A 17,892-nucleotide genomic window follows, 5' to 3' on the forward strand; every position below is an offset into this window, starting at 1 on the left:
ACTTCCTGTTGTTATTCTTGTTGTTGCTGCTAATCAGTACAAGGGGTAATCCCTCCTCCATAATCGTGCGTTGATCGCACGGTACTCAATTTTTCAATTCATTACATTATTTACCAGGCATTGCTGCTTTATGCGGATTGCTATGCAACGCCTGCATTGTTAATCACTTAATATAAGTTCATTATGACCATTAACGACGTTTCCCTGATTGGGAAAAAGGTGTTGGTAGGCGTTATAGTAACCCTCATACCTTTTGTTATCATTTTCGGCGGGCTGTGGCTTGGCCGTAAGCTATTGGAAAAAGGCCCTGCAACTAAAACAGCGCAAATTGTTCAACCTCAAAACAGTACACCCTCATGAAACTGGATCAATCAACCAAAAAGCAGATTATCAAAAACGCTTCATTGAGCCTGCTGCTTTATATCCTGCCTATCGCGCTCATGTTTGGCACTTTCGCCATCACCGGTCAGCGCCCATGGGAAAAGAAGCAACATCAGCATAAACAGGAAAACACCATAAAAACTAAAACATCAAACTCGCCAGACAATGATTGATCAGATAAAGCAAATAATAGAAAACCTTAACGGCTATGGCTTTTCCGTTTTGGTATTGGTACTCGGTGTATTGGAATTTTCGTTCGGCCTTTATAAAAAGCGCTGGAACAAAAATGAAAAATGGGTTGATATTGCCTGCTTTACCATCCCTAAACTGGTGGTAAAACCATTGGTGGCCTATTACGGATTAAAAGTGCTGCCGGCTGTATTACCAGGATTAAAGAACACCTTTGATTGGGTTCCGTTTTTCTGGGGATTCATCATCATCGCGGTAGCCGATGATCTTACCCAATACTGGTATCATCGTTTACACCATCAGGTGCCCTGGCTATGGCGTTTTCACCGTACACACCACTCGGCATCGTACATGGGTATGGCAATGGCCAGCAGGCAAAATATCATTTATACCATCTTTTTTTCGCAGACCTATTTAACAACAGCTTTGGTTTATCTCGGCTTAGGCATCCCGGCTGTAGTGGTGAAAGGTATTAAAGGTACTATTACCACCCTGGCGCATTCAAGTATTCCCTGGGATAAACCATTTTATCAGTATAAAATATTACACCCCCTGGCCTGGATCCTTGAACGTACCATTTCAACGCCTGCAACGCATCATGCGCACCATGCAGCTACTACCGATGACGGGGTAGGCTATTATAAAGGTAATTTTGGTAATATGTTCTTTTGGTGGGACATTATTTTCGGTACGGCTCATATCTCGCGTCAGTATCCTAAAGCTTATGGTATTTCGCATTATGAAGGTGACCAATGGTATGCACAACTGGCCTGGCCTTTATTTAAATCAAAGATACCCGGAAGTGAACTTGCGGCCGATGGCCCGATGATTAGAGAAGATGTGCCTTTGCAACCTCATCACTTATACCGACCCGATGTTGCAGTGCAGCCCGAAGCTGAACAGGTTGACACAGCATTTCAATTGCAACCTGTAAAAGCATAATGAATAAGATTGTACTTATACTTTTTAGTACCGTATGGTTAGCATCATGTAAACAACCGGCGAAACCAGTGGCGGGTATTGCGGTTGCCACGGTTCCCGGTGCTAAAAAGAAACTTTGCTGCGAATCAAATATTCCCAACAGGTTTAAGGCAGCAGGACTAAACGGTGCGGCGCTTAGTTTGCCTGATACCGGTAATACTCATGCCAGCCATGCGGGGATGGCATGGGTACCAGCTGGAAGTTTCAGAATGGGGGCCGATAACCAGCAGGCTGAGCCTGATGAATACCCCAAACACGATGTAAGTGTCGATGGTTTTTGGATAGATAAAACCGAGGTTACCAATGCCCAGTTCGAAAAATTTGTGAAAGCCACAGGCTATATCACTACAGCCGAGCGTAAGCCCGACTGGAACGAGCTCAAAAAGCAAATGCCCCCGGGTACCGAAAAGCCTGCTGATAGTTTGCTGGTCGCGGCCTCGCTGATATTTGTGCCGGCAAATAAACCGGTTAACCTGAACGATTACAGCCAATGGTGGGCGTGGAAGACAGGTGCCAACTGGAAACATCCACACGGGCCGGGTAGCGATATTAAGGGTAAAGATAATTATCCGGTAGTACAGGTTTCATGGTACGATGCTGTGGCCTACAGCAAATGGGCAGGCAAACGTTTACCAACCGAAGCAGAATGGGAGCGGGCGGCGAGGGGCGGTCTTGAAGATAAGATCTATCCCTGGGGAAATGAAAAAGTGAACGAAGGGCAGCCCAAGGCAAATACCTGGGAGGGAAGTTTCCCCTATAAAAACACTCAGCGCGATCATTACTATTATTTGGCTCCGGTTAGTTCATTTGCGCCCAATGGTTACGGTTTGTATGATATGGCCGGTAATGTATGGGAGTGGTGTGCCGATTTGTACAATAACAACTACTACAAAATAGTAAGCAGTCCGGCGGGAGTTAAAAACCCTAAAGGCGCTTCAAAATCATATGACCCGGACGAGCCTTATGCCATTAAAAGGGTAGTGCGGGGCGGCTCATTTTTGTGTAACGATAGTTATTGCTCAGGTTACCGCGTATCGCGCCGGATGAAAACTACCGAAGACAGCGGTATGGAGCACCTTGGTTTCCGTTGTGTCAGCAATTAAAATAATACCCCTAAAATAAATGATCGATCGGCCTGCTTAACAGGCATAACCAGAAAGGAACATGAAAAAGTAAACAATTACATTCTTCAAATAAGGGAAAAGCAAAGCTTTTCCCCAGTCATTAAAACAACGAAACAGGGATCGATTGGCGTTGAGCCTGTTTCAATGGTGTCATTTTAATATTCAAATTTATGCAAAATATTGCAAATGCAGGGATTGGCTATGCGTTGCCTTTGCCGCTGCATGCAGCATCTTTTACGCTGCAAATTATTGAGGATGCCTTTCATCCACAGCAATTATTCAGGCCGTTTAATGCGGTTATTGGTCAGTTGTCCGGTTTTTCATCTTTTAAAAACCTGTCGACATGAAAAAATTGTTATTACTCCCATTGCTGTTGCTTATTGCTTTTCCGCTGTTAACCATCGCGCAGCAAACACAGCCAACCATCAATTCGCACCTGGTTGGCCGTGTAATTGACAGCACAACCCGCGAGCCACTACCCGGTGCCGTGGTCAAGATCCAGGGTACCACTCACGTAGTTTCAACCGATATTGAAGGCAAATTCAGCTTTATAACCGGCCAGAAATTTCCATACAAACTCATTATCACCTTCACCGGCTACGAAAAGAAAGAGTTTATTGCCGATGGCAGCCCTGTTGAAATTAAACTTAAAGACGCTCAAACTCAGCTAAACCAAGTGGTTGTGGTGGGTTACGGGTCGCAAAAACGTAAGGATATCACCGGTTCGGTAGCATCGGTGCCCGCGCTTGCTTTGAAGCAGCCGGTTCCCTCGCTCGACAGGGCTTTGCAGGGCTCTGTTTCGGGCATCCAGGTTACACAGGCCACCGGGCAGCCGGGAGCGGGCGTAACCGTACAGATCCGCGGTGTAAACTCCATTAATGCCGTTGCTGAACCGTTGTATATCATTGATGGTTTCCCTACGTCAAACAGCAACTCACTTACTGATGCCGGAGTAACCAATGGCCCAAAGATCAATCCGCTGGCATCTATCAATACTTCAGATATTGAAAGCATTGAGGTTTTAAAAGATGCTTCGGCCACGGCTATTTATGGTACACGCGGTGCAAACGGTGTTATTATCATCACCACTAAAAAAGGTAAAGCAGGCGTGTCATCTATCAATTACGATGGCAGTTATGGCAAGCAGGAGGTGATCAAAACCTTGTCGCTGCTTAATACACCTCAATGGGAAGCCTTGCGTAACGATGCTTTGGTAAACACAGGCAAAACCGCCCAAACAGAAGCGCAGCTAAACCCATATAATGCCAATACCGACTGGCAAGGTGCCGCTTTCCGTAAGGGGACTTCACAAAATCATAGCCTTTCGATATTTTCAGGTACCGAGCGTACAAGACTTGCCTTTTCAGGTAATTACTTTAAACAGGACGGTATCCTGCAAAACACCAACTTTGAGCGCTATGCGGGCAGGGTAAATGTGGAGCACGATTACAATGATAAATTCAAAATTTCATCATTCATTACCGGCAGCCGCACCACCGCGCAAATTGCGCCGCAGGGAGTAGTACCTGCCATTTTGCTGATGACACCAACTACGCCGGTTTACAATAACGACGGTTCATTCTTTATCAAAAACGTATTTGAAGGCACCTACGGAAACCCGATCAATACGCTTTACAACCAAACCAATACAACCACCACAAGCCGCATTTTAGGAAATATAGCAGGCGATTATAAGATCACCGAAAACCTTACCGCAAGGGTATTGGCCGGTGTGGATATCATCGACAATAAACAAAACCGCTACCTGCCGTCTACCGTTTATGAGGGATCAGGTTATTCGGGCCTTGGCGAGGTTGGTACGCTAAACTCATTTAACTGGCTTAATGAAAACACGCTTACCTATAACAAAAAGTTTGGTAAACATTCATTAAATGTGCTGGCAGGGTTTACCCAGCAGCAGTTTAAGGCCGAAGGCGCCATAACAGGTTCATCGGGCTTTGTTAGTGATTACGATACCTTTAACAACCTCGGTTCGGGCAGTGTTACTTCGGTATCGGGCAGTGGGTTTGCTATAGCGCCATCTTCATCGTCAAATACCTGGGCTTTAAAATCATACCTGGGTAGGATCAATTATGGTTTTAACAGCAAATACCTGTTAACGTTAACCTTGCGTGCTGATGGTTCATCGAAGTTTGCACCGGGGCATCAATGGGCATCATTCCCATCGGCTGCTATTGCCTGGAATGCATCGAGCGAAGATTTCCTGAAAAATGTAACGGCTATCAGCCAGTTGAAACTGAGGTTGAGTGCGGGACAAACAGGTAACAGCGATATCCCGGCTTACCAGTCGTACTCGCAGTTAGGTTATTATCGTTACAATTTTGGTAACTCAACAGTTGCTGGTTTCGCGCCAAATAGTTTATACAATCCCAACCTAACCTGGGAAAAAACAAGCCAGTATGATTTTGGTTTCGACCTGGGCTTGTTTAAAGATAGGGTTACTGTAACAGCCGATGTATACTACAAGAAAACAACCAACCTGTTGTTGTACCTGCCTTTACCGGCAACAAGCGGTTTAACCATCATTACCAACACTGCTATTACCAACCCGCAGCAGTATGAAAATGTAGGTTCGGTGCAAAACAAGGGTTTTGAATTGGGTATTAACTCGCGCAATATTGTTGGCAGTTTTGTATGGAACACCAACCTGGTATTTGCAGTTAACCGTAATAAAGTGCTGAGCCTTGGCGGTAACGGCGTTAACCAGTTCATCCCAGATTCGTCGCTGCCATCCATCATTAAAGTTGGCGAACCTATAGGTTCATTTATCGGTTACAAAACCAATGGCCTCATCCAGGCCGGCGGACCGGTACTTACCCCGGCTGCCAATACTTCGCCGGGAGGTCAAAACTATCAGGATATTAACGGCGATGGTAAAATAACACAAAGCGGCGACCGGGTAATTCTTGGTAACTCGCAGCCTAAATTTACCGGAGGTATCACTAACACTTTTGCCTATAAAGGCTTTGACTTGAGTGTGTTTTTGCAAGGATCATATGGCAACAAGATCTACAATCAGCAAAGAGGTGTTTTGGAATTAGGAACAGGCTATACCAATGCTACAACTACCTTGCTAAACCGCTGGACGCCGACCAACACTAACACCGATGTACATAGCGCATACCAGGACCCTGCACCAACTATATCGGATAGATTTGTGGAGAATGGCTCATACCTGCGCCTTAAAAGCCTTGGTTTTGGTTACACTTTTCCGCAGTCGGTACTTTCCAGGTCGCCTATCAAGAAAGTCAGGATATACCTGAGTGCCCAAAACCTGGCAACCTGGACCAAATATACCGGTTACGACCCTGAAGTAAGCAGCAACGAGCAATCGGCCATTACATCAGGAGTTGATAACGGTGCTTACCCGAACAATAAATCTGTAATAGTTGGCATAGGGCTTACCCTGTAACGGCTAAACCTTGATTTTTTAAGATATGAAGACGAAAAATATTAAATACCTTATTATACTGGTTGCTTTTGCCGCTGTTTCATGCGCCAAACTTAAGGAAGACCCTCGGTCGTTCATCCCGGCAAGCCAGTTTTATAAAACCCAGGCAGACGCCGTGGCAGCAGTCACAGCTGCTTATTCGTTATTGAACGCCGGGGCAAATAGTGTTCAAACACCGTACAACACCCTTTTTAACACGGGTATGAATTTTATGGGCGATGATGAAGGTCCCGGCCCCGGTGCTACCAATGCCGACGTACGCTCACAGTCTGTATTAGGCCATTCAGCTTCCGGCCTAAGGATCCTGCAGATCTGGCAACAGCATTATGCAGCTATTAAAAAGGCTAATATCGCCATTGATACCATTCCTGATATCAAATTTGATGCTACGCTAAATAAAAGGCTTGTTGCCGAGGCGAAGTTTTTGAGGGCATTGTATTATTTTAATTTAGTGCGTTTGTATGGCGATGTGCCTCTGGTATTGCACGATCAAACATCAATTAATCTATCTGATCTGCAAATTCAGAGAACAGCCGCGGCTACCGTTTATGCACAAATAGAAACCGATTTAACCAATGCTGCTGCCGATTTGCCAAATAACTATACCGGTCCGGATGTAGGCAGGGCTACAGCGGGTGCAGCCAACTCCTTACTGGCTAAGGTTTATCTTACCGAACGTAAATGGGATAAGGCCGTAGCGCAGGCAGAAGCTGTAATTAATGGCCCATACGGCTATGACCTGTTTGCCAACTATGCCGATGTGTTTTTGCCTGCGACCAAAAATGGAAAGGAGCATATTTTTTCGGCGCAGTTTAAATCAAACTCACAGGGACAGGGCAACAACCAGGCTCCGCGATCAATATTGAACGGTATCCCGGGTATAGTGGGCAGCTATGCCGATCAGGTGGTGTTTTACCCGGTGCCCGATGCTACCAAACCCGGCGGCGTAGATAAGTTTTTCAGCATTTATAAGTTGTATCCGGCCAATGATAAGCGTAAGCGGGTGAGTTTTGTAACGCGCTTTCAAAGTCCTGCAACTAATCTGTGGTATGGTAAGCTGAATGACGCTACTATTCCCAACGACTCTATCCCTTTCTTTAATAAATATTATGATCCGGGCGTGGCATCTAACGAAGCCGAGTCGGGCGCCAATGTGCCTATCATCCGCTTTTCGGATGTATTGCTGATCCATGCTGAAGCAGAAAATGAATTAAACGGGCCAACTGCCAAAGCATATGCTTCTATCAACAGGGTGAGAAAACGTGCCGGGCTGGACGATCTTGCCGGGCTTGACCAGGCTTCATTTCGTAACGCGGTTTATTTAGAGCGTAGGCTGGAGTTTGTATTTGAATACCAGCGTTGGTTTGACTTGATCCGCGAGCGGGATGCTTCGGGCAATGGAATATTGGAGGCAAGCCTGCTTAAAGTTGGTAAAACCAATGTAAGCAAAGGCGCGGCAGGCAAATTTTACCTGTTCCCGATACCTCAGCAGGAAATTGATAACAGCAATGGTAAGCTTACGCAAAACCCCGGCTGGCAGTAATCTCAATTATCGTTATACATACTAACCAAAGAAAACGGCCGCTGGGGTGTGAAATTCCGCTCCAGCTATGCCGAATAAACCAACATACAAATGAAAACAAAGAAAATAACATTGTTCCTGTCGCTTGGCTTGCTTGCAGCATTTACAGCCAAAGCACAAAACGGACAAACGCCGGTATTTGGCGGCACGGTGGGCAAAACGCTTGATGATTCGAAGGAGTGGTGGCCTGAGCCTCATAAAGCGCCCACCGGTGCGCCAAACGTATTATGGATCATTTTAGATGATGTTGGCTTCGGCGCTACAAGCACTTTTGGCGGCGTCATCAAGACCCCCAATTTTGATACGCTGGCTAATAATGGCCTGCGTTATACTAATTTTCATACAGCAGGGATCTGCGCGCCGACGCGATCAGCTTTATTAACCGGACGTAACCATCATTATGTTCATGAAGGTGGTTTTTCGCATGTTACCTTATCGGCAGGTTTTCCTGGTTATGATGGGCGCATTCCATCTGATAAGGGGACTATAGCGGAGATCTTGCGCGAAAATGGCTACAACACCTTCGCGGTTGGTAAATATGGTTTGACACCTGATGAAGATGCTACCGATGCAGGGCCGTTTGACCGCTGGCCTACGGGCAAAGGCTTTGACCATTTCTTCGGATTTTTAGGATCGGCAACAGATCAATACAAGCCTGATTTGGTTGAGGACAATGCCCACGTAACCCCGGATGGTCGCCACCTTACTGATCAGATCACCGATAAGGCCATTTTCTACCTTACACGCCAGCATAAAGTAGCTCCTGATAAACCATTCTTTTTATACTATGCGCCGGGTGCAACGCATTCGCCTCACCAGGTTGCGAAGGAGTGGAGCGACCTGTACAAAGGCCAGTTTGACAGCGGCTGGGACGATTTCAGGGAAAAGGTCATCGCAAGGCAAAAGCAATTGGGTATTATCCCGGCCTACGCCAAACTACCCGAGCGTAACTCACGCATCCCGGCCTGGAAATCACTACCAGATGCTGAGAAAAAACTGTATGCCCGCTTTATGGAAGTATATGCCGGCTATCTTACCTACACCGATCATGAGGTTGGCAGGCTCATCAATCACCTGAAACAAAGCGGTCAGCTGGATAATACGCTGGTGTTCGTGATCATTGGTGATAACGGGGCCAGTAAAGAAGGGACGGTTCACGGTGTTATCAACCCTAAAAAGAACTCGGCTAAACTTGTTGCAGAAGACGCTTACCTAAAAACCAATATTGAAGACATTGACGATATCGGTACACCACAGGCCAGCACTAACTACCCGTTAGGCTGGGCACAGGCGGCCAATACACCATTTAAATATTGGAAACAGGATGCCAACTCCGAAGGAGGTACCCGTAACCCACTGATAGTTTACTATCCAAAAGGCATTAAAGACAAAGGCACTATCCGCACCCAATACGGGCATGTGATTGACGTATTGCCTACTACATTGGAGTATACCGGTATTAAACTGCCCGAGTATATCCGCGGCATTAAGCAGGATACTTTGCAGGGCACTTCTTTGGTGTATTCATTTGATCATCCCGAAGCAAAATCAAAACATGTTTTGCAGCACTACTACATTTTTGGGTCGAGATCGATTTATAGCGATGGCTGGAAAGCTGAAGCTGCACACCACCCCGATAACGTAGAATTGGGCGATTTTAAAGTTGGCCAAAACGTGCCCGATAAAAGCTTTGATGAGGATACCTGGGAGTTATACAACCTGAATGAGGATTTCAACGAACGGGTTGACCTCGCCAAAAAATATCCTGAAAAGTTAAAGGAGCTGAAAGCAGTTTTTGAGGCACAAGCTCAAAAAAATAATCTGTATCCATTTATCGACTGGTATGATGTTTATCACCAGCGCATCCACAAAAACTATAAAAAGTAACCAATGATATAAAAGCTAAAAGCGGAAGGCACAAAGCCCAAAGCTATAGCTTTGATTGGATTAATTAAAAAACTTATATAACCATTACAATTATGAAATCCGTTTATCAACGAATTGTCGCCATGTCGGCAATGGCCGTTGCGTTCAGCGCGCCTGTGGTTGCGCAATTGCCGCAGGTAAAGGTGACGCCGGCAAACATAGCGCCAATTGATCCCGCCAATTATAAAGGCGTAGAAGGCAAAACACTTGCCGAATCAAAAGAGTGGTGGAATAAACCACTCAAAGCGCCAAAAGGCGCTCCAAACATTGTTTGGATTTTGCTGGATGACGTAGGCTTCGGCGCCTCAGGAACCTTTGGTGGTTTGATCAGTACTCCAAATTTTGATACGCTGGCCAACAACGGCTTGCGTTATACCAATTTTCACACGGCTGGTATTTGCGCGCCAACACGTTCATCCCTGCTTACCGGGCGTAATCATCACTATGTACACATGGGTAACTTTGCCCACGCTTCAACCGCTGCCGGTTTCCCGGGATATGATGGTCGCATTCCGCCTGATAAAGGCACCATTGCCGAGGCGCTTCGTGCTAACGGCTACAGCACCTTTGCTGTAGGTAAATGGGGAGTAACGCCTGATGAGGACACCACAGCCGTCGGTCCGTTTGACCGCTGGCCTACCGGTAAGGGTTTTGACCATCATTTCGGCTTCCTGGAATCGGCTACCGATCAGTATAACCCGCCGCATTTGGTAGAGGATAACTTCCATATCAAACCCGACGGCCGCAACCTGAACGAGCAGATCACTGATAAAGCCATTGCTTATATTGATGCTGCGCACAAGGCAGCACCTGATCAACCTTTCTTTTTATACTATGCGCCGGGAGCAACCCATGCCCCGCACCAGGTGAGCCATGAATGGAGCGACCTGTATAAAGGCAAGTTTGATGAAGGCTGGGATGCTTACCGCCAAAAGGTATTTGAAAATCAAAAAAAAGCCGGTTACATTCCTGCTTATGCCAAACTGCCTGAGCGTAACGAGCGGATCCAGGCCTGGAACAGCCTGCCTGCCGATCAGAAAAAATTGTATGCCCGGTTTATGGAGGTTTATGCAGGATATCTGACTTACATCGATCACCAGGTTGGCCGCGTGATCAGCTATCTGAAAGCTTCGGGCCAGTTTGATAATACTTTGGTTTTTGTGATGATAGGGGATAACGGAGCGAGTAAGGAAGGAACTGTACATGGCGTTATCAATCCTAAAAACTCGGCAGCAACCACACCCGAGGCTGATTATATTAAAAAGAACGAAAGCGATTACGAAACCATTGGTACGCCAGAGGCTTCAACCAACTATCCTTTAGGCTGGGCACAGGCAGCTAATACACCGTTCAAATATTGGAAATCGGATGCTGACGCTGAGGGAGGCACCCATAACCCGCTGATAGTTTATTATCCAAAACTGATCACAGAAAAAGGCGGCATCCGTACGCAGTACAGCCATGTATCAGACGTATTTCCGACCACTATTGAGGCGGCCGGTTTAAAACTACCGGAGTACGTTAAGGGCATTAAGCAGGATACGTTGCAAGGTAAGTCATTCTTTAGCTCGTTCAACAATGCGCAGGCGAAAACATTGCATACGCAGCAGTACTATTACATTTTCACTTCCCGCTCCATCTACAAAGATGGCTGGAAGGCCGAAGCCGCACACCGACCGGATAATGTGGACTTGCTGAACTTTCCGAAAGAGAAAACCATCCCTGAGCGTAATTACGATAAGGATGTTTGGAAGCTTTACAACCTGAACGAGGATTTTAATGAGCGTGTTGATCTCGCCAAAAAATATCCTGAAAAATTAAAAGAGCTGAAAGATCTGTTTGACGCGGAAGCCAAAAAGAATCACATCTATCCATTTATTGATCGCGATGACATCAACAACAAACGGATCCATAAACTCGAAAACAATAATTAATCATGAAAAACCTGAAAATCGCTTTATTGGCCCTGCTGGTAATTTTTACCGGCGAAATAAAAGCCCAATCACCTGCTTTATTATCGCTTGAAGCATTTACGGCCAAACTAAAACAGGCAAAAGAACCGCAGATCTTAGATGCCCGTTCGGCAGAAGAGTTTGCGCAAAATCATATCAAAGGTGCAGTAAATGTTGACGCAAAAGGGGCAGACTATCAGCAAAAACTGGATGGTTTGGATAAAGGAAAACCAACGTTTGTATACTCGATAGCTAATGGTCGCAGTACAGTACTTTCGCGCGAGCTGAGGGCTAAAGGATTTAAGGATGTAGAGGAATTGCCCGGTGGTTTAGCCAATTGGATAGGTTCGGGTTATCCTATCATTTCTACAACCCAAAAAGGCGTTTCATTATCAAAGGCCCAATTTGATGAGCTGGCGGCTTCATCACAATTAGTGTTGGTTGATTTTGGGTCGAAGTATTGCGGGGCCTGCAAAAAGCTGGTACCTGTATTGGATTCACTCAAAGCAAATTCGGCTTTTACGCCTAAAGTTATCAGTATCGAAGTTTACGACAACACTAATCTGGCCAAAGAGCTAAAGGTAAATGTATTGCCAACGCTGGTACTGTATAAAAGTGGCAAGGAAGTTTGGAAAAAACAGGGCTTTTCATCAACTGCCCAGGTTATCGCAACAACCGAACTGGCCAAAAACGGATTGGCCGCCAATAATAAATAAGCTGTAACATGATCAAATACATTGGCTACCTACTGGTAGTTATATTTTGCACGGGGCCTGTATTTGGGCAGGCCCCTAAGCAAAAGCCCAATATCGTCATTATTTTGGCCGACGATATGGGCTTTTCTGATATAGGCTGCTTTGGTTCGGAGATCAGCACGCCTAATATTGACAGGCTTGCCCGGGAAGGGCTGAAAATGACACAGTTTTATAACGCTGGCAGATGTTGCCCTTCACGTGCGGCTTTGCTTACGGGGCTATATCCGCATCAGGCAGGCGTTGGTGACATGGTGAAATACAAAGGTTCGCCGGCATACCAGGGTTATCTGAATGAGCATAGCGCTACCATTGCCGAGTTGTTGAAAGATGAGGCTGGTTATAACACCATCGTATCGGGCAAATGGCATGTTGGCTTGCAGCAATCTGCACTGGCTTATAACCGTGGGTTTGACCAGTCATTTACCATGCTGAACAACGGGAGTAGTTATTTCAATTCTGCGCCATTGTATAATGATGGCAGCAAGATCACCTTTATGCTAAATGATAAAGAGATTACCCGCAGCGATACTTCAAAATATTTGACACAGGCTATTACCGATTTCGCTGTAAAATCATTGGAGGAGATCAAAGATCAGCAGAAGCCATTTTTTATGTACGTAGCTTACAATGCTCCGCACTGGCCTATCCAGGCACTGCCGCAGGATATTGCAAAGTTTAAAGGTCAATATCTTAAAGGATGGGATGTATTACGGAAACAGCGGTATGAAAAACAGCTGGCAACAGGTATCATCAAAAAACAATGGCAGCTATCGGCAAGGGATAAACGTGCCCCTGCATGGGATTCATTATCTCCCGATGAAAAAGATAAATGGGATACCCGGATGGCTATTTATGCCGCCATGGTTTACCGCATGGATGCCTGCATAGGTGAGATCATGACCAAATTGAAGCAACTGGGAAAAGACAAAAATACCATTGTCCTTTTTGCATCAGACAATGGAGGCAGCGCCGATGAGGTTAAAAGCCTGGCAACAGTAATACAAAAGAACGGCCCCCCCGGCTCCGTAAATTCGATCGACAGTTATGAGATACCCTGGGCAAATCTGAGCAATACACCATTTAAGTTGTTTAAACGCAACACACATGAAGGTGGTATAGCCACTCCGTTGATTGCCTGGTATCCGGGACATATCAAAGCCGGGACTACCAATAGCAGTACTGGCCACTTGATCGATCTGATGCCTACCTGTTTGGAACTGGCCGGGGTAACTTATCCGGCTCTGTTTAAAAACAGGCGTCTTACAACATTGGCCGGTACCAGTTTGCTTAATGTTTTTAAAGGCAAAGCTGCGTCAGGTAATGAAACTTTATTTTGGGAGCATGAAGGTAGCAGGGCCATAAGAAAAGGCCAATGGAAGCTCGTAGCCGAACCGAAGCAACCCTGGGAGTTATATGATCTGGAAGCAGACCGATCTGAAACGAAGGATCTGGCTACGAAATATCGCGCAAAGGTTATTAAACTGGAAAAGGAATATCTGGCCTGGGCAAATAAAGTTGGCGTGGTTGACTGGGAAACAATAAAGAATTTGTAACTCAACTGTCAGATTAAACAGTGCCTATCTCACGTTAATTGATATAAGTTTTTTGTTTTACATAATTTTCAAATAATATCGCATGTTTTCTTTATAATGTCTTTAATAAAGGCTACAAAATGCAAAAAAAGCCCTTAGCGATACGCTAAGGGCCTCCAAAACAAGTTTTCCTACAAGGGCTCGAACCTCAATCTTCAGAGCCAGAATCTGACGTGCTACCATTACACCATAGGAAAATAAACAGAACATCTGCCACTTAAAGTGATGGCATTTTGTTTCGTGCAAATATACGAAATATGCAAACCGGTGTAAACCCCGTTTTAAAAAAAGCCACATCCGGTTTGTCCCCGATGTGGCTTTTTTACAGTAGGATTATGTGCGGGTTAGTCCTCGTTCACGAATGAACGCAGCATCCAGGTGTTTTTTTCGTTGAATTGCATGAAGCGGTTGATCATGTCGTTAGTGCCATCGTCTCCGGCATCGGCGGTGATGGTCAATATCTCGCGTTCCATTTTTATCAGCGCAGCCAGGTCCTCAATAATAGCTTTCACCATCAGGGTATCCTTTAGGCCGATGGTCTGGATCTCTTTGATGCTTGATGTTTCAATATAATCTTTAAAAGTACTGATAGGAGGTTTGCCAAGGCTCAGGATCCTTTCGGCAAGCTCATCAATAGTAACCAGCGCGGCAGTGTACAGCTCTTCAAATTTCAGGTGCAGGGTAAAAAAACTTGTGCCTTTAACGTTCCAGTGGCAGCCGCGCAGTTTTTGGTAATGGATATGGTAATTAGCCAGCAGGTCGTTCAGGTGGTCAACTACGGGTTTTACTTTAACTTCTTCGAGGCTTATTTCTTTAGCATTCATAAATAAATTTGATGTTTTTAAGTGTAACATGCCTTTGCGGGCAATGTTTGGTAAAGGTAAACAGTTTTAATTTTAATGAGCATATTTGCATTCTCTATGACTTCGCTTTTACCCTTCATCATCAAAAATTACCAAGCCCCGGTTTGGCGTATGGAAATTGACGAAAGCAGCCAAACGCTGTTTCTGGAGATCAGGGACCATGCCGATAAGCAGGTTAGTTTTTCGGCCCTGAACCTGCAAACCGGTGAGGTTTATTTTGAAGGTTTAACTACCCCCGAGCGCTGGCTTACTGGTATTGAAGCTGCTTATGGTGGCGTATTACTACTCCATAATTACCAATCGGCCACAGGACCGGTACATAAGGGCTTGACAGCTATTGAAGCTACAACGGGCAAGGCATTATGGAGCAATTTTACTTTGGCTTTTGATCATCTGTCGGTTAATGGCCCTGTAGTGTATAATGCCCAATTACAACCGAAGAAATTATTTTTACTTGATGTTAAAACCGGCAATACACTAAGAGGATACGAGCCGGTTCCTGATCAACCGCTGAATAATCAGATCATTAGCCCTGAACTGTTGCCCTCAGCGGAAGTAAATAGTTTATATTTACCGCTCAGCGTATATGCAAATGCGGTTCATTATATCAGCTACAATAGATTCAGAATTGTATCTTTGCACACGCTTTTGCAGGAGCATCTTGAACAGCACTTGTTTGTATTTAACGAGGAGGGTACCCTTTTGTATCACGATTTGTTACATAACGCTATACAAAAAATGCAGCCCGAGGCGTTTGTACTACATAATAATCAGCTCATCTATTTAAAAAACAGATCGGGCTTAATAGTGTTGAACTTGTAAATTACTGTATTATAATTTATTATGAAATTTAAGATTTTATTATTGGTCGCTCCCTTACTCACACTCTCCATATCGCTTTTTGCAAACCCTGTTGTTGATTCAATTGGTGTTGAAAACCTGAACGGCAAAAAAGTGATCGTTCACAAGCTTGATCCCAAAGACAATTACTACTCTATAGGCCGTCGCTACAACGTCAGCCCTAAAGCTATTATACAGTTTAATAATAACGCCCCGCTTAAAATTGGCGGCATTGTTAAAGTACCTACCGAATTACCTTTTTCAGGTGAAGCTGCTGCACAGCCTGCCGTAACTGCGCCTGCAAAACAGGTAGCAACTACTTCTGCGCCTGTACAACAAAAGCCGGTTACCCAGGCCCCTGTTCAGCAAAACAAACCACAGGTACAAGCTCCGGTTAGCTCACCTGCGCCTGTAGCCCAAGCTACAGTAAATAAAACACAGCAAGCAGCTGCCGATACCGTTAAAAAAGTAAGCATGCTTAATGTGCAGCAATACAAAGTATCGGCGGGCGAAACCTTGTTTTCTATCGCCAAGCGTTTTAATACATCTGTTGAGGATATCAAAGCACTTAATAAACTAAGCTCTGATTCATTAGCACCTAACCAGGTGATTAATGTGCGCAGCGGTTTACCTCCCGAAGAGGTTAAACAGCCAGTAATGCAGCGCGATTCAACTTCTGTTGCTGCGCAGCAGGACACCACCGGCGACCATGGCAAAGCTAACCGTTTTGGTTTATACGAGAAAGTTGAAAAAGGCGTGGCTACCTGGATGGATGACGCCGGTTTAGATCCTAAAAAGGAGTTGGTGCTGCACCGTACAGCACCAATAGGCACCATCATTAAAATTACCAACCCTATGAACAATCATACCACCTTTGCAAAGGTTGTTGGCCGTTTTACCGATAACGAAACAAACAAAAATGTTTTGATCATCATGACCAAGAACACTGCCGATGCTTTAGGTGCTTTAGATAAACGTTTCCAGGTAAATATCAGCTACGGCAGCCCGAATGAATAAACCTTATATTATTGGAATTGCCGGCGGAAGCGGCTCAGGCAAAACCTTTTTTTTAAAGTGCTTTTTAGAACATTTTACTGCCGACGAGGTGAGCCTCGTATCGCAGGATGATTATTACATCCCGGTAGCACATAACATGACCAAGGAGGAGAACAAAGAATATAATTTTGATCTTCCTGCAACTATTGATCATGAACATTTTCAGCAGGACATCAGCAAGCTTTTAAATAAGGAAGCTATCCTGAAACAAGAATACACTTTCAATAACCCCGATGCTATCCCCAAAATGATAGAGATCAAGCCTGCACCTATTTTGATAGTGGAGGGCTTATTCATTTTGCATTTTAAAGATATTGCTGAGCTGCTTGATTTGAAAGTGTTTATTGATGCTGATGAAGACATCGCCCTGCAGCGCCGCCTTAAACGCGACCTGATAGAACGCGGCTATTCGCATGATGATGTGATGTACAAATGGATCAACCACGTGGTGCCGGCCTACAAAGAATACCTGCTGCCCTACAAAGATGAATGCGATCGCGTGATCACCAATAACACCCACGTTGCCGAGGATATTATGGTGATAACAGAAGAAATTTCGGCTGATTTGAGGGGACGTTTATTTTAAGACAGATCGCCTAAAATCTCTTTCAGTGCTTTGTCGTAATCGGCTTTGGTAATAACGCCGGCATCAAATTGTTTGTATAGTTCATGCAGCTTCAGCGCTTTTTCGGTTGTATAACCAGGATAGCCGGCTTTATAATAATCTAAAGGCGCTTTTTCCTTTTCAAACGACCAGATGAGTGCCCAAATCCAGCCGATAATAGTCCAGCCCAGAAACAGGTTTAACAGGAAGATTAATTTAAAGTCGGCTTTTTCGCGGGCAATTATAGCGGGTATAAAATACAGCAGTGCGCCAATTGCCATGCCCATCATTCCAGCAATGCCAAAGATGAAATTCATGTTTTAAAGATAGGAGTTTCTTTGAGGGATGCTATAGCGTTTTACTAAATCGTCATTGCGAGGAACGAAGCAATCGCGAGCTATACAGAGCGGACTTGCTTATTGGGGATTATTAATAATTGTAATTTGATTTTTATAGGTATTAATGAGCTCCCTACGGTCGGTTGTCTTCGTGCCTTATGATGACGTCATCGTAAATAATTGATTATCAAGTTGGTTTTTTGGGGCCTGTTTTGTGATATGGGCGTTGCCTGTGGC

16 protein-coding genes are annotated in these 17,892 nt (G+C 45.0%); 14 read left to right on the forward strand and 2 right to left on the reverse strand.

Annotated elements, in window-relative coordinates; all coding sequences use genetic code 11:
- The first annotated feature begins 183 nt into the window (after positions 1-183).
- The 11 genes from BLP33_RS27280 (at position 184) to BLP33_RS01145 (ending at position 13,915) form a co-directional block, all read left to right on the forward strand.
- The gene (locus tag BLP33_RS27280; protein WP_175489886.1) at positions 184-360 is read left to right on the forward strand and encodes a hypothetical protein; all 177 of its coding nucleotides are present in this window, start codon (positions 184-186) and stop codon (positions 358-360) included.
- The gene (locus BLP33_RS01105; RefSeq protein WP_090523922.1) at positions 357-554 is read left to right on the forward strand and encodes a hypothetical protein; all 198 of its coding nucleotides are present in this window, start codon (positions 357-359) and stop codon (positions 552-554) included. Before BLP33_RS27280 ends, BLP33_RS01105 begins: the two co-directional genes overlap by 4 nt.
- Positions 547-1,512, forward strand: coding sequence for a sterol desaturase family protein (locus tag BLP33_RS01110; protein ID WP_090523924.1), 966 nt, complete (start codon positions 547-549; stop codon positions 1,510-1,512). The genes BLP33_RS01105 and BLP33_RS01110 overlap by 8 nt, the downstream gene beginning before the upstream one ends.
- Positions 1,512-2,654, forward strand: coding sequence for a formylglycine-generating enzyme family protein (locus BLP33_RS01115; RefSeq protein WP_090523928.1), 1,143 nt, complete (start codon positions 1,512-1,514; stop codon positions 2,652-2,654). The genes BLP33_RS01110 and BLP33_RS01115 overlap by 1 nt, the downstream gene beginning before the upstream one ends.
- 191 nt (positions 2,655-2,845) lie before the next feature.
- Positions 2,846-3,022 (forward strand): hypothetical protein, encoded by a 177-nt coding sequence (locus BLP33_RS27285; RefSeq protein WP_175489887.1) that lies wholly within the window; start codon positions 2,846-2,848, stop codon positions 3,020-3,022.
- Positions 3,019-6,108, forward strand: a complete 3,090-nt coding sequence (locus BLP33_RS01120; protein ID WP_090523933.1) for a SusC/RagA family TonB-linked outer membrane protein — start codon at positions 3,019-3,021, stop codon at positions 6,106-6,108. Before BLP33_RS27285 ends, BLP33_RS01120 begins: the two co-directional genes overlap by 4 nt.
- 25 nt (positions 6,109-6,133) lie before the next feature.
- Positions 6,134-7,690 carry a RagB/SusD family nutrient uptake outer membrane protein gene (locus BLP33_RS01125; protein ID WP_090523937.1) on the forward strand — a complete coding sequence of 519 codons (1,557 nt, stop codon included), beginning with the start codon at positions 6,134-6,136 and terminating at the stop codon, positions 7,688-7,690.
- A 90-nt stretch (positions 7,691-7,780) separates the two neighbouring features.
- Positions 7,781-9,616: an arylsulfatase gene (locus tag BLP33_RS01130; protein ID WP_090523940.1), complete on the forward strand. Its 1,836-nt coding sequence runs from the start codon at positions 7,781-7,783 to the stop codon at positions 9,614-9,616.
- A gap of 92 nt (positions 9,617-9,708) precedes the next feature.
- Positions 9,709-11,589, forward strand: a complete 1,881-nt coding sequence (locus tag BLP33_RS01135; RefSeq protein ID WP_175489888.1) for an arylsulfatase — start codon at positions 9,709-9,711, stop codon at positions 11,587-11,589.
- A gap of 2 nt (positions 11,590-11,591) precedes the next feature.
- Positions 11,592-12,323 carry a thioredoxin domain-containing protein gene (locus BLP33_RS01140; protein WP_090523942.1) on the forward strand — a complete coding sequence of 244 codons (732 nt, stop codon included), beginning with the start codon at positions 11,592-11,594 and terminating at the stop codon, positions 12,321-12,323.
- Positions 12,324-12,331: 8 nt separating this feature from the next.
- Positions 12,332-13,915: an arylsulfatase gene (locus tag BLP33_RS01145; protein WP_090523945.1), complete on the forward strand. Its 1,584-nt coding sequence runs from the start codon at positions 12,332-12,334 to the stop codon at positions 13,913-13,915.
- 383 nt (positions 13,916-14,298) lie between these two features.
- Here the strand turns inward: BLP33_RS01145 and BLP33_RS01155 are convergent, their stop codons facing one another.
- On the reverse strand, positions 14,299-14,778 hold the full coding sequence (locus tag BLP33_RS01155) for a Dps family protein (protein WP_090526149.1): 480 nt from the start codon (positions 14,776-14,778) through the stop codon (positions 14,299-14,301).
- Between the two features lie 75 nt (positions 14,779-14,853).
- Between BLP33_RS01155 and BLP33_RS01160 the strand changes: the two genes are divergently transcribed.
- From BLP33_RS01160 to BLP33_RS01170, 3 genes are read left to right on the forward strand one after another with little or no spacing between them, the layout of a single operon-like run.
- Positions 14,854-15,639, forward strand: a complete 786-nt coding sequence (locus tag BLP33_RS01160; protein WP_090523947.1) for a DUF4905 domain-containing protein — start codon at positions 14,854-14,856, stop codon at positions 15,637-15,639.
- A gap of 21 nt (positions 15,640-15,660) precedes the next feature.
- Positions 15,661-16,674 (forward strand): LysM peptidoglycan-binding domain-containing protein, encoded by a 1,014-nt coding sequence (locus BLP33_RS01165; protein WP_090523953.1) that lies wholly within the window; start codon positions 15,661-15,663, stop codon positions 16,672-16,674.
- Positions 16,667-17,299 carry a uridine kinase family protein gene (locus BLP33_RS01170; RefSeq protein ID WP_090523957.1) on the forward strand — a complete coding sequence of 211 codons (633 nt, stop codon included), beginning with the start codon at positions 16,667-16,669 and terminating at the stop codon, positions 17,297-17,299. The genes BLP33_RS01165 and BLP33_RS01170 overlap by 8 nt, the downstream gene beginning before the upstream one ends.
- Here BLP33_RS01170 and BLP33_RS01175 read toward each other — a convergent pair.
- The gene (locus BLP33_RS01175; RefSeq protein ID WP_090523962.1) at positions 17,296-17,634 is read right to left on the reverse strand and encodes a superinfection immunity protein; all 339 of its coding nucleotides are present in this window, start codon (positions 17,632-17,634) and stop codon (positions 17,296-17,298) included. The two genes, BLP33_RS01170 and BLP33_RS01175, sit on opposite strands and share 4 nt — an antisense overlap.
- Positions 17,635-17,892: the final 258 nt, after the last annotated feature.

This window comes from Mucilaginibacter sp. NFR10 (genome assembly GCF_900100445.1).
Classification (GTDB): Bacteria; Bacteroidota; Bacteroidia; order Sphingobacteriales; family Sphingobacteriaceae; genus Mucilaginibacter; species Mucilaginibacter rubeus.